Raw genomic sequence first — 12,184 nt, 5'->3', positions numbered from 1 at the left:
GGGTTAGAAGGTTTCTCATCCCAACAAGCTGTTCGACAAGGCTCGGCCTCCAACAACCTGGGTGTCTGATCCGCAACTCGACAAGCGAGCCCGATTTCCCCACTCGAGCCGCCCTGCCCCTTACCTCTCGCTGAGGGAGAGGCCGGAGCGAAGCTCCAGGTGAGGGTTTAGGCAACCATCCGGTGAGGCCGTAACCCCTCACCCGCCGGCCTGCGGCCGTCGACCTCTCCCTCAGGGAGAGGTGAAGAAAGGGCATCTTCGCGCCTAAGAACGAAATCGTTGGCTTGGCTGTGCTGCGTGCTTCGAGACGGCCCTACGGCCTCCTCAGCATGTTGAGGCCGGGCGTGCGCAGAGAGAACGGGCGGGAAGAACCAGCCGCCGCTAGTTCGCGGGTCTAGCGAGCGCCGCGCGCTGTTCCGGCGGCAGGTTGAGGAGCGCCTCGAAGGTGCGCGATTGCACCTGCTCCTGCATCGCGCCGACCTCGATGCGGATGTTGCGCAGATGCGCATCGATCGCCGCCTTGTCCGGCGTCGGCGCAGCGACGAGCGCGTTGAGCTCGCCCCGCAAGGTCTTCAGGCGGTCGAGCCGCGCCAGAATGTCCGGCTTGAGGACATTGAGCTGCGTCTCGATGCTGTCGATCGCGTCGGGCGACAAGCGGTCCTTGAGCCAGCGCAGTTCGGTGCGGATGATGCGCGGGCTCTTATCCTCGGAGCCCAGCCGGAATCGGGCGAGATCCGTGACGGTCGCGCCGATGAAGAAGGCATTGACGGCCAATGACACGACGAGCAGGCCCCACAACAGGGTGCGCCGGGTCTTGGGTTCGATCTTGAAAGCCATCAAAAGTCTGCCTCTGACGGTCCGAAGACCAGCGTATCCAGTTGCACGACATCGACCCTCGGCGCCTCGATCTGGGCCGGAACCATCTCCGCGAAGGCGCTGCCCAAGGCGGCCGACAGCATCATCACGGCGGCGAGCGCCGCGATCCGGCGACGCCAGTGAATGACCTTCGATCCCGTCGCATCGAGCAGCTTGCGGGTGATCCGTTCGACGGAGCCGCTATCCGCGATCCGCTTGTCGAGCGATGTCGCGGCGCGGGAAAGCCGGGCCGCCTCGGCCACGGCGCGGTCGCGATGCCCACGGAAATTACGGTCGGCCAGCAACGCCTCGCGCGCCCGGCGGACGAGCATCAGGTCGGGCCAGAGATTGAGATCGGGGCCCCAGCGATCGACAGCTTCCTGCAGGCTGGCCGGACCGCTTGCCAGTTCAAAACGCCCTTCACCGGATGTCTTGCTCATGATCGCATTCCTTCCTGCCGATCGTCCCCGTCCTTGCCGCCGAGCAGGCTTCGCAGCCGGCGCCGGGCTCTCGCGAGGAGCGATTCATAGGCGTGTTCGCCAATTCCCATGATGTCCGCGCCCTCGGCCTGGCCCAGTTCCTGGAAGTGGGCCAGCACGATGACGGTGCGCTGCCGTTCCGACAGCTGGTCGAGGGCGGCCTGGACGACGCGGCCATCATCCTTCTGCGTGAGGTGACGCTCCGGGGTCGGGGCGTCGTCCTCGAGAATGTCATCGAAGCCGTCGATATCGAGATGCGGCCGGCGCCGCCGCAGACGGTCGATCGCTATTCGATAAGCCACCTGATGCAGGAAGGTGCCGATCCGCGCGTTCGGCTCCCAGGTCGCGGCCTGCTTCCAGAGCCGGAGCAGCGCCTCCTGCACGACTTCCTCGGCTTCGGCCAGATCGGAGAGCACGGACGCGACGAAGCGGGTCAGTTTCGGCGCCTCGGCCTGGATGAGGCGCGCGAACGCCCCTTCCTCGCCGGCAGCCACCGCCTGCATCAGCGCATGGTCGGCCTGGATCGCCTTGTCGTCGCCCGGATCGTCCCTGCCTGCCAATGCGTCTGCCCGACCTTTCGAATCGTCCTCGCCGGCGCTTTCGCCGGCTTTCCCGCCCGGGATCAGACGATAGCGTATCGACGCCGCCGTGGCAGCCTTGAGGCGGGGAAGATCGGGGTGGGAAAATGCCACGGCAATCTCTCCCTATTCCGCCGCGATCGCGAGAGGGCGAGGCGGCGCTTCTTCCGGACCCTTGCCCTCGCGCCGGCGGGAATCTTCGGCCTCGGCCAGTTCGGCCACCAGCCTGTGCTCCTCGGCAATGCGCGGCTTGGAGAAGCCGGCCAGCAGCAGGAAGGAGACGGGCGTCAGGAACAGCGTCGCCAGGGCCGAGACGCCGAGGCCGCCAACCATGATCCAGCCCAGCGCAGCGCGGGCCTCGGAGCCGGCGCCGCCGGTCAGGATCAGCGGCAGGCCGCCCAGCACGGTCGCGATCATCGTCATCAGCACCGGCCGAAGCCGGATCAGGCAGGCATTGCGGATCGCGTCGCGAACCGATTGGCCTTCATCGCGCAGCTGGTTGGCGAATTCGACGATCAGAATGCCGTTCTTCGCCATCAGGCCGACCAGCATGACGAGGCCGATCTGGGTGTAGATGTTGAGCGAGCCGCCCGAGAGCAGGATGGCGTAGATGCCCGCCGCGACGCCGAACGGCACCGTGGTGAACAGGATCGCCGCCGCGACGAAGCTCTCGAACTGCGCCGCCATCACCAACAGGATGATGACCACGGCGAACATGAAGGTCTGCAGGATGCCGCTCGACGTCTCGTTGAGCGTCGCCGCCTCGCCCGTCAGCACGATGTTCATGCCGGCCGGCAATTCCTTGGCGGCTTCCTCGTTCAGGATCTGCATGGCCGAGCCGAGGTCGACGCCGGGGCTCAGCGTGGCGGTGATCGGCACGGCGCGACGCAGCGACTGGCGCGCCAGCGTCGGCGACGTCGCGCCCTCGCTGACCGAGATCACGGAGGACAGAGGCACCATGGTGCCGCCGCCCGTGCGGACCTGCACGTTCATCAGATCGCTCGGGGTCACGATCATGCCGTCCGGGGCGAGCGCGGTGATGTCGATCTTGTCGTCGCCGACATAGAAATTGCCCATGTCGGCGCCGGCCAGCAGCGTCGAAACGATGGTGCCGATATCGGCGACCGAGATGCCGAGATCGGCGGCGCGGTCGCGATTGATGTCGACCGAAAGCTGCGGCTGGTTGAGGTCGTAGTTGAGCTGGACGTTGGAGAAGGCGGGATTGGAGCCCAGCGTATTGATGAGCTGCTGCGCCGCCTTGGTGATGCCGTCATACTCGACGCCCGTGACGGCGAAGGTCAGGCCCTGGCCGCCGCCGCGAATCCCGAGGCTGTTGGGCTGACGCAGATTGATCATCGCGCCGGGGATCGAGCGGATCTTCTGGCTGAGCTCGGCGGCGATCTGCGCCTGGCTGCGGGTGCGCTCGCCCCAGGGGGCCAGCGTCACCATCATGAAGCCGTTGCTCGGGCTGCCGAAATTGCCGGCGACGGAGAAGATGTTGGTCGCCTCGCCGGATTTCAGCAGCGGTTCCACGGCGCGCGTCACCAGCGACATCTGTCCCTGCGTATAGTCGACCGTCGATCCCTGCGGCGTCGTCATGGCGATCATGACCGAGCCGCGATCCTCCTGAGGCGTCAATTGCTGCGGCAGCATGTCGAAGGCCAGCACCGCGCCGCCCGCGAACAGGATGCTGATCAGGATGATGACGGCCGGAGCCTTCAGGCAGAAATCCAGCACGCGCTCATAGATGCGCTGGCCGACATTGCCGACGGCGTTCAGCCCGCGCTGCAGGAAATTGCCGCCCTCGTCGTGACCATGATTGCCATTGCCGAGCAGCCTCGAGGCCATCATCGGCGCCAGCGTCAGCGCCACGAAGCCGGACAAGGTGACCGCGAAGGCGAGCACGAAGCCGAATTCGGAGAACAGGCGGCCGGCGGTTCCCTTGAAGAAGGAGATCGGCACGAACACCGCGACCAGCGTGGCCGTGGTGGAGATGACGGCGAAAAAGACCTGCTTGGCGCCGAGAACGGCGGAGGCGCGCGCGCCGACCCCCTGGGCGCGATAGCGGGTGATGTTCTCGAGCACCACGATGGCGTCGTCCACCACCATACCCGTCGCCAGCACCAGCGCCAGCAGCGTCAGGATGTTGAGCGAGAAGCCCATCAGATACATCGCCGCGATCGTGCCGAGCAGCGAGACCGGCACGGTAACGGCGGGGATGAGCGTCGAGCGGAGCGAGCCCAGGAACAGGTAGATGACGCCGATGACGATGAAGATTGCCAGCACGAGGCTGCGCTCGACTTCCTCGAACGAGCCCGAGATGAAGTCGGCATCATCGGAGGTGACGCGGACCGCGACATCCTTGGGCAGCGTGGTAGCCAGTTCGGTGATGGCCTTGCGCACGCCGGCCGAGATTTCCAGCGTGTTGGAGCTCGCCTGGCGAACGATGCCGAGACCGACGCCAACGCGGCCATTGACCTGCAGGCTGGAGGACTTCGCCGCCGGGCCGAAGACGACGTCGGCGACGTCGCCGACGCGGGTGTCGCCCTTGATCCGGATCGCCTTGACGTCGTCGGCGTTCTTCACGCTGGCGTCGGCGCGCACGAACATGTTGCGGTTCGTGTCCTTGAGATTGCCCGCCGGCACGTCCAGGGCCACGGTCGCCAGGGCGGTCTTCAGATCCGCGACCGTGAGGCCGAAGGATGCGAGCCGCATCGGATCGATATAGATGCTGATATTGGGCGAGCGATCGCCGTTGATCTGCACGTCGGCGACGCCATCGACGGCCTTCAGGCGATCGACGATGACGTCGTTGACCAGCTTGGTGAGGTCCTCGATCTTCTGCGTCGGCGATGTCACGGCGAGCCGCATGATCGCGTCGCCATTGGTATCCGCCTTGGCGATAGTCGGCGGATCCGCGTCATCCGGCAGGTTGCGCTGGGCATTGCCGACCGCATCGCGCAGATCGTTGGCGGCGACGTTGATGTCGACGGAATCGGAGAACTGCACCGTGACACGGCTGCGGCCGCTGGTCGATTGCGACTGGATGTCGGTCCAGCCGGTGACGCCGGCCGCCGCCTTCTCGATGACGCTGGTGATCTCCTTGTCCATCGTATCCGGCGTGGCGCCGGTATAGGTGGTGGTGATCGTGACGACCGGCTGGTCGATATTCGGCAGTTCGCGGATCTCGACGCCGCGATAGGCGGCCAGACCGGCGATGACGATCAGCAGGTTGAGAACGATGGCCAGGACCGGCCGCCGAACCGAAAGCGCGGAAATGCCGCCCGGCACCGCCCCTTCCTTCGGCATCAGGCCGGACGAATTATCCATGCCGGATCCCTTGGGGTCCGACGGGTCATGCGACGGGTCCGCTCCATCGGTGCGCATGATCAGCTGCCCTTCCCGGTGGCGGCATTCGTGCCGGTGGCGGCGGTGGCGAATTCAGCCACCTTCGAGCCCTCGCGCAGACGCTGCAGGCCCTCGACGACGACCTTGTCGCCCTCCTTCAGCTCGCCCGAGACGAGCACGCGCCCGCTCTGGCGCTCCAGCACCGTGATCGGCAGGCGCTTGGCGACGTCGTCGACGACCGTCCAGATATAGGAACCGGCCCGGTCCCACTGGATCGACAGGGCGGAGATGGCCATGCGCTTCTCGCCGGCGAAGCCGAGCGAGACGACGACCGACATGCCCGGCTTGACGCCGACGGCATTGGCGGCTTCCGCGTCGAGCGAGGCCTCGACCTTGAGGGTGCGGGCGGTCGGGTCGATGCGCGTATCGACCGAGGTAACCTTGCCGGAGATGGTCGCATCCGGCTTGCTCGCCGCTGTCGCCGTAACCGTGAGGCCTTCCACCACCCGGCCGGCATAGCGCTCCGGCACCAGGAAGCTGACCAACAGCGTCGAGACATCGTCCAGCGTGGTGACGACCGTAGACGAGGTGACGAAATCGCCGACCGCGAGGTCGCTCAGGCCGACGACACCCTCGAAAGGCGCGGTGATGGTGCGGCGGTCTAGCGCGATCTGCGCACCGAGCACGGCGATCTGCGCCTTGCGCTCCACCGACTGCGCGTCCTCCAGCGCCGAAAGCGCGAGGTTGCGGCTGGCCGAGAGCTTCTGGGCGCGATCGAGCGCCGCCTGGGCATCCTTGAGCGCGATATTGGCAAGGTCGAGCGCGACGCGCTGGTCGGCATCATCCAGCCGGACCAAAGGCTGATCCTTGGTGACCTTGTCGCCCGCCTTGAACAGCACTTCGTTCACGACCGCCGAGACCTGCGGGTAGATGTTGATCGAGCGCGGCACCTTCACCGTGCCGACCGAGCGCACTTGATCGCTCTCGACCTCGCTCGTCACGGCTTCGGTCACCACCAGCGTCGGCCCGCCGCCACCCGGACGGCCGCCACCGGGAGCCGCGGACGCACTCCTGCCTCCGGCGCCGTCGCCCAGCGAATCGCGATGCTGGAAGGCGTACCAGCCCCCTGCCGCGAGAATGACGACGACAAGGCAGAGCAGTATCTGTTTCCAAAGCGGCATGGTGCGTCCGGTGAATGTGGCCCGTTCCCACCTTCAACGCGGGAACCCGGCGCTTCCGTCGCGGCGTTGCGGAAAAAGAATCGCTATGCCGTCGCAATGCGGAAGGCCGCTTTCCGCGACGCAGCCTCCGCTTGTCCGCGCCAGGCCGCGCCAAGGGCCGAGAACCAGGCCGCGCGACCGATCCACCGCCTGTCTGCCGCAAGGTAAAAATAGGTCGCCGTCGCACTATCAACAGATCAGTCATCGAGGGCGCGGCGGAAATCCGCCCGGTTTCGAGGCACGACCTCGCGGAATCCGGCAAGGGAAACCCAGCCTTGCGCGCGATTGCCGTCGTGGCGGGCACCCAGGGTTGCGCCTTCGTGGGCATAGGACCCAATCGATCACCCGCACCCGGCGCTGCGGCTGCATTTCGGGACTTTACTCAAGCCCCGCGATCGTGGACGGTAGGTATGGAGGAATGATCCTGCTTGTGGGATTGCGGCTGTCTCGACGGCCGCGCCCGTTTGCGTGTCCATCTTGGAGGTTTGATTAATGGCAAGTCTGACGTTGCGCGAAGTCCAGAAGTCGTTTGGTGAGGTTCCCATCATCCGCGGCGTCGATCTCGAAGTGAAGGACGGCGAGTTCTGCGTCTTCGTTGGCCCGTCGGGTTGTGGCAAGTCGACGCTTCTGCGTCTGATCGCCGGACTTGAAGGCACGACGGACGGCACCGTCCGCATTGGCGATCGCGACGTGACCCGCCTGGCGCCGGCCGAGCGCGGCGTTTCGATGGTGTTCCAGTCCTACGCCCTCTACCCGCACATGACCGTCGCCGAGAACATCGGCTTCGGCATGAAGATGGCCAAGATGCCGAAGTCCGAGATCCAGGCGCGCACCGAAAAGGCCGCCAAGATGCTGCACCTGACGGAGCTGCTGCAGCGCCGCCCCGCCCAGCTCTCCGGCGGTCAGCGCCAGCGCGTCGCCATCGGCCGCGCCATCGTTCGCGAGCCGGACGTGTTCCTGTTCGACGAGCCGCTGTCGAACCTTGACGCCGCGCTGCGCGTGCAGATGCGCATCGAGATCTCGAAGCTGCACAATGATCTCAAGGCGACGATGATCTACGTCACCCACGATCAGGTCGAGGCCATGACCATGGCCGACAAGATCGTCGTGCTCAGCGCCGGCAAGATCGAGCAGGTCGGTTCGCCGCTCGAGCTCTACCACCGCCCGAACAACATCTTCGTCGCCACCTTCATCGGCAGCCCGAAGATGAACCTGTTCAAGGTCAACGTCACGGAAGTGACCGGCGGTTCGGCGATCATCGCCCTGCCCGGCGGCTCTACCCTGGCGGTGCCGACGCGCGGCGCCACCATCACCCCGGGTCCGATGACCCTCGGCGTTCGTCCGGAGCATCTCACGATCGCCCCGACCGACACGGGCGGCATCCCCGGCGTCGTCTCGCTCTCCGAGCATCTCGGCGGCGAAACCATGCTCTACATCGACGTGGACGGTTCCGACCCGACCGTCGTCAAGGCCGATGGCCTTGCCGGCCAGCGCTCGGGCGACAAGATCCGCATCATCGTCGCGCCGGAGACGGTCCACCTGTTCGACCAGTCGGGCAAGGCCGTCGTGAACGGTTCGCTGATCTAGGATCCTTCGAGGGCCCTGCCCCCGGACATCCCTGAATTGGCTGCATCGAAGTGACGAAGCCCGGAAGGTTCGCCTTCCGGGCTTTTGTTTTGCCCGGCCCGAGAGAGCCGGAACTGACCAGCGGGCGGCTCGGAAATCGGCCGCGAAGCGCCGCTTTCCGAGCCGGAAGAGTCGATTTGGTTGAACTCCGGAAAACAAGACTTTAAAGAGAAGGTATTAACGACCGCTCGAGCGGCGCCCGATTCCGGCGCGCGGGCTCGGCCGGGGGTAGAAGAGGGACGCCATGCGCCTGACCCAACAGACCAGCTATTCCATCCGCATCCTGCTCTATTGCGCCGCCAATCCGGGCAGCAACAGCCGGATCAAGGATATCGCATCGACCTACAGCATCTCCGAGCTGCATCTCTTCAAGATCATGCACGTCCTCGTCGAGAGCGGTTTCGTCGAGACCATCCGTGGCCGTAATGGCGGCATCCGGCTCGCCCGCTCGGCGCATGAGATCTCGATCGGCGAGGTCGTCCGCGCCACCGAGAGCAACTTCTTCCTCACCGACTGCTTCGACACGGCCAACCGCGATTGCCCGCTGGTCGATTCCTGCGGTGTGAACAAGATTCTGGCGGAAGCGCTGCGCGCCTTCTTCGCCGTTCTCGACAGCTACACGATCGCCGACGTGGCCAAGGATCGCGGCCAGTTGCGCGGGCTTCTCGATCTCGACCACGAGGCGATGCACCCGATCACCGCCCTCACCTTCGCCGCCCAGCCCTCCTGAGCGGCGACCGCGACGAATTTATAGTTGACTTTCACTATCATATTTTAATACCTGCACATGTGGCGGCCCTTCCAAGTGGCCAGCCGGCTTCCTTCGGATGACGGGGTGGAACATGGCAGTTTTGAGTGGCAGCAAGCGCGTCGGCATGCAGCTCGGCGCGGCGCTGGTCCTGATGACGGCGACATCGTTCGCCGAAGCCCAGCAGGCGCCCCAGCCGATCGCGATCGAGCTGAATGGCGCCGAAGCCAACGGCAAGGCCTGTCGCCTGAGCTTCGTCATCGACAACCGCCTCTCGGCCGGGATCGACGACATGGCGCTGGAACTGGTGCTGTTCGAGCAGGATGGCCGGGTCAACCGCTTCGCGGTCGTCCGCACCGCCAAGGTCCCCGCCGGCAAGAGCCGCGTCCGCCAGTTCGACATCCCCGAGACCGCCTGCCCGTCGATCGCCCGCATCCTCGTCAACGACGTCAAGGAATGCAGCGGCGCCGGCCTCACCCCCGGCGCCTGTGCCGAGAGCATCCAGGTGTCGACGCGCACCGACATGCGCTTCGACAATTGATGACGACGCGAGGGATCGAGGCTCGGTGATGAAGGTTCGGCGCGCTTCCTGGGCTTGGGCACTGGTTCTGTCGATCGCGGCGCATGGCGCGGTGGTCGCAGCCTTCACGCCGGATCCCAATGAGGTCGCGGAAGCCGGCAGCGGCGCCGGCAGCTCGGTCGAGGGTTCGATCGATGCGACGCTCGGCTCGGATGTCGAGATCCAGGAGTTCCTCAGCGAAGAGCTGAAGACGGCCCAGGATACCGAGGTCGCGCCGACCGCCGAACCGGCCACGCTGGCCGCCCTCTCCCCCTCCCCGATGGATGCCGAGCCGACACCGCAGCCGACCCCGCCGGCCGCCGCCGAGGCCGTGCAGCCGGCTGCCGTCCCTGAACTGAGCCCGGCGACAACGCCATCGAGCAGCATCGCGCCGGTGCTGACCGCCGATCTCTCGGCCACGCCGATCGAGATCGACCTCCCGGCCCCCCTCTCGCCCGTGATGACCGAAATCGTGCCGACGGAGACTCTCGCTGCGATCGCCCCGACGACGCCGGACCTCGCGCCAGTCGAGCCGGCCCCCGCCGTATCGGCCGCGGCGACCGAGACGCTGGAAGCCACGACGCCTGCCTTCGAGGCCAAGCCCGTCGAGCCCGTCGCCAAGCCGGTGCAGACCGCGGTGCTGACGACGCTGAAGCCGGTCGAGGAACTGCCGCCGCAGGAGACACCCGAAGAGCTGACGCCCCTGCCCGAGGCCAAGCCGGTCGAGGTGCAGCCCGTCGAGAAGCCGGTCGAGACCAAGCCGGTCCAAGCCAAGCGCGTCGAGCCGAAGCCGGTTGAGAAGAAGATCGCCGAAAAGGCCGAGCCGACCCGCAAGCCGCCGCGCGAAAAGGCGGAGAAGGCCGACAGGAAGCGCAAAGCCGAAGCGCCGAGCCGCGGCAATGCCGAGACTGAGAGCCGCCGCGGCGCATCCGTCGCCAGCAACAACACTACCGCCCGCGACAGCGGCACAGGGCGGTCGCGCGAGGCCGGCTCGGGCGCCGCCGCCAATTCGAACTACAAGGGCAAGGTGCGGGCCAAGATCGCGCGGTCAACCCAGATGCCCAGCAAGGCACAGCGGCTCGGCATCAGCGGCCGCGCCCAGGTCCGGTTCGTGATCACGCCATCTGGCGCCGCCCAGAACATCGTGGTGGCGAGCAGCGCCGGAAACCCGATGCTCGACGAAGCCGCCATCGCCGCGGTCCGCCGAGCATCCCCCTTTCCGCGCATGCCAGAAGGCATGACCCAGCTCGAAATCAACGTTCCGATCGCTTTCAAACTCGAAGGCCGCTAGTCCGCGCAACCCGCCCGCTTGACGGCGAAGCGAAGCTGGACCCACACTCCGGCAACAACGGAGACGGTCTTCCATGGAAGCGCGCGACGTTCTGGCCCGGACCCCGCTTTTTGCCGACGTGCTTTCGGCGCGGCAGCTCGACGAGCTCGCCGCGCGCAGCAAGGTCTACGACGTCGGCAAGGACCGCGTGCTGATGACCGAGGGCGATTTCGGCACCTCGATGTTCATCATCGTCAGCGGCAAGGTCGACGTCACCGTCGCCGGCACCCGCCATCCGCACCGGGAAGTCGCCATGCTCGGACCCGGCGAGCTGTTCGGCGAGATGTCACTGATGACCGGCGCCCGCCGCGCCGCCACCGTCACGACGATGGAACCGACGCGCGTCGTCGAGATCACCAAGGTGGCGCTCGAAAACGTTCTGACGCACTCGCCGGAACTGGTCGATCATTTCGGCGCAGTCCTGGCCAAGCGCCGGGCCGAACTGGAGCAGATCGCCGACGACGAGCATGCAAGCCGCATCCTCGGCATCCGCACCGACGAGATCGTCGGCGCCATGCGGCGACTGTTCGGGCGTGGCTAGATTCTTCAGGCTTCGGAGCGGCGCTTTCCGCGTCTTCGATCCGCGCCCGTTCGGCGAGCTTTCCGCAATCGGGCGCTAGTCGCACCCGGCATGGGTGGCCGAACCGCCATTGCAGCCGCAGCTGCCGGGTTCGCAGGGCGGCGGCCCGATGTCGCGAACGCGGTTGTTGAGGTCGTTGATGACGTCGTTGCGGCCGTCCTGGGCCTGCAGCTTCTCCGGATAGGGCAGGAAGCTGTCGCCATAGAGCGGATACGGCACGACGCCGGTGACGCGGATCAGCGAGCCGTCCCAGGTCAGCGGCCCCTCGATGCGGCCGCCCTTATGGATGCGCAGCGCCTTGCCGGGCCGGTCGAGCGTGACCTCGCGCCCGCCGGGCAGCGTGATCACCAGCTTGCCCTCGACCAGGATGATGACGGATTCGCTAGGCCCGACGATCGTGTCGTAGATCGTGCCGCGCACGCCGATCGTCGCGACCGGCGTCTTCAGGTGATAGCTGCGCGGATCGGACGAGCCGGAGACGAAGCGGAAGATGCCCTTGGTGGCGCGCAGCGCAATGTCGTTCTGCGAGCGGCCGGGATCGTAGACGAAGCGGTCGAGCGTCACGTCGGAACCAGGCCCGACATTCAGGCTGGTCTCGTCCAGGAACAGGAGCTGCGCGGTCGAATTCGCGCCGGTGCGCACCTGCTGGTTCTGGACGATGGGGTCGCGCACGGCGAGCGGCCGCGCGGCGCCGCGAACCACGCCTTCCACCTTGTTGTGAACCGCGCCGGCCCGGCCGATCGTCGTATCGGCGGCGGAAGCCGGGGCCGCAGCGACCGTGGCGAGGGCCAGGACGGCCGCGGCGGTCCTGATGAGTCGACCGATACGCATGATGGGCTCCCGGTTGCTGGGATCGCTGGA

11 protein-coding genes are annotated in these 12,184 nt (G+C 66.5%); 5 read left to right on the top strand and 6 right to left on the bottom strand.

The window, feature by feature from the left end; genetic code table 11:
* Positions 1 to 381: 381 nt before the first annotated feature.
* The 5 genes from ACHMWQ_RS11020 to ACHMWQ_RS11000 form a co-directional block, all read right to left on the bottom strand.
* The gene (locus ACHMWQ_RS11020) at positions 382 to 837 is read right to left on the bottom strand and encodes a periplasmic heavy metal sensor (RefSeq protein ID WP_354548047.1); all 456 of its coding nucleotides are present in this window, start codon (positions 835 to 837) and stop codon (positions 382 to 384) included.
* Entirely contained in the window at positions 837 to 1,295 is a 459-nt protein-coding gene (locus tag ACHMWQ_RS11015; RefSeq protein WP_396307489.1) for a hypothetical protein, read from the bottom strand. The genes ACHMWQ_RS11020 and ACHMWQ_RS11015 overlap by 1 nt, the downstream gene beginning before the upstream one ends.
* A complete protein-coding gene (locus ACHMWQ_RS11010; protein ID WP_396307488.1) occupies positions 1,292 to 2,026 on the bottom strand; it encodes an RNA polymerase sigma factor in 735 nt (244 codons plus the stop codon). The genes ACHMWQ_RS11015 and ACHMWQ_RS11010 overlap by 4 nt, the downstream gene beginning before the upstream one ends.
* A gap of 12 nt (positions 2,027 to 2,038) precedes the next feature.
* Positions 2,039 to 5,221, bottom strand: a complete 3,183-nt coding sequence (locus ACHMWQ_RS11005) for an efflux RND transporter permease subunit (RefSeq protein WP_396309427.1) — start codon at positions 5,219 to 5,221, stop codon at positions 2,039 to 2,041.
* A gap of 80 nt (positions 5,222 to 5,301) precedes the next feature.
* The gene (locus ACHMWQ_RS11000) at positions 5,302 to 6,441 is read right to left on the bottom strand and encodes an efflux RND transporter periplasmic adaptor subunit (protein ID WP_396307487.1); all 1,140 of its coding nucleotides are present in this window, start codon (positions 6,439 to 6,441) and stop codon (positions 5,302 to 5,304) included.
* 531 nt (positions 6,442 to 6,972) lie between these two features.
* Between ACHMWQ_RS11000 and ACHMWQ_RS10995 the strand changes: the two genes are divergently transcribed.
* The 5 genes from ACHMWQ_RS10995 to ACHMWQ_RS10975 all read left to right on the top strand — a co-directional run bounded on the left by ACHMWQ_RS10995 (position 6,973) and on the right by ACHMWQ_RS10975 (position 11,284).
* Positions 6,973 to 8,067 carry a sn-glycerol-3-phosphate ABC transporter ATP-binding protein UgpC gene (locus tag ACHMWQ_RS10995; protein WP_354548039.1) on the top strand — a complete coding sequence of 365 codons (1,095 nt, stop codon included), beginning with the start codon at positions 6,973 to 6,975 and terminating at the stop codon, positions 8,065 to 8,067.
* A gap of 283 nt (positions 8,068 to 8,350) precedes the next feature.
* The gene (gene rirA, locus ACHMWQ_RS10990) at positions 8,351 to 8,836 is read left to right on the top strand and encodes an iron-responsive transcriptional regulator RirA (RefSeq protein ID WP_396307486.1); all 486 of its coding nucleotides are present in this window, start codon (positions 8,351 to 8,353) and stop codon (positions 8,834 to 8,836) included.
* A gap of 112 nt (positions 8,837 to 8,948) precedes the next feature.
* A complete protein-coding gene (locus ACHMWQ_RS10985; protein WP_396307485.1) occupies positions 8,949 to 9,395 on the top strand; it encodes a hypothetical protein in 447 nt (148 codons plus the stop codon).
* A 28-nt stretch (positions 9,396 to 9,423) separates the two neighbouring features.
* Entirely contained in the window at positions 9,424 to 10,704 is a 1,281-nt protein-coding gene (locus ACHMWQ_RS10980) for a TonB family protein (RefSeq protein ID WP_396307484.1), read from the top strand.
* 73 nt (positions 10,705 to 10,777) lie between these two features.
* On the top strand, positions 10,778 to 11,284 hold the full coding sequence (locus ACHMWQ_RS10975; RefSeq protein ID WP_354548034.1) for a cyclic nucleotide-binding domain-containing protein: 507 nt from the start codon (positions 10,778 to 10,780) through the stop codon (positions 11,282 to 11,284).
* A gap of 75 nt (positions 11,285 to 11,359) precedes the next feature.
* On the opposite strand, the gene ACHMWQ_RS10970 is transcribed toward ACHMWQ_RS10975, so the two are convergent.
* Positions 11,360 to 12,154, bottom strand: a complete 795-nt coding sequence (locus ACHMWQ_RS10970) for a FecR domain-containing protein (protein ID WP_354548033.1) — start codon at positions 12,152 to 12,154, stop codon at positions 11,360 to 11,362.
* Between the last annotated feature and the right edge of the window lie 30 nt (positions 12,155 to 12,184).

Source organism: Kaistia sp. UC242_56, from assembly GCF_044452255.1.
Classification (GTDB): Bacteria; Pseudomonadota; Alphaproteobacteria; order Rhizobiales; family Kaistiaceae; genus Kaistia; species Kaistia defluvii_A.
This window is presented reverse-complemented; position numbering and strand designations above follow the sequence as displayed.

Coding starts and splice junctions, on each gene's coding strand:
- ACHMWQ_RS10980 (WP_396307484.1), top strand. CDS start 9,424: ATGAAGGTTCGGCGCGCTTCCTGGGCTTGGGCACTGGTTCTGTCGATC.
- rirA (WP_396307486.1), top strand. CDS start 8,351: ATGCGCCTGACCCAACAGACCAGCTATTCCATCCGCATCCTGCTCTAT.
- ACHMWQ_RS11020 (WP_354548047.1), bottom strand. CDS start 837: ATGGCTTTCAAGATCGAACCCAAGACCCGGCGCACCCTGTTGTGGGGC.
- ACHMWQ_RS10995 (WP_354548039.1), top strand. CDS start 6,973: ATGGCAAGTCTGACGTTGCGCGAAGTCCAGAAGTCGTTTGGTGAGGTT.
- ACHMWQ_RS10970 (WP_354548033.1), bottom strand. CDS start 12,154: ATGCGTATCGGTCGACTCATCAGGACCGCCGCGGCCGTCCTGGCCCTC.
- ACHMWQ_RS11005 (WP_396309427.1), bottom strand. CDS start 5,221: ATGCCGAAGGAAGGGGCGGTGCCGGGCGGCATTTCCGCGCTTTCGGTT.
- ACHMWQ_RS10975 (WP_354548034.1), top strand. CDS start 10,778: ATGGAAGCGCGCGACGTTCTGGCCCGGACCCCGCTTTTTGCCGACGTG.
- ACHMWQ_RS11000 (WP_396307487.1), bottom strand. CDS start 6,441: ATGCCGCTTTGGAAACAGATACTGCTCTGCCTTGTCGTCGTCATTCTC.
- ACHMWQ_RS11015 (WP_396307489.1), bottom strand. CDS start 1,295: ATGAGCAAGACATCCGGTGAAGGGCGTTTTGAACTGGCAAGCGGTCCG.
- ACHMWQ_RS10985 (WP_396307485.1), top strand. CDS start 8,949: ATGGCAGTTTTGAGTGGCAGCAAGCGCGTCGGCATGCAGCTCGGCGCG.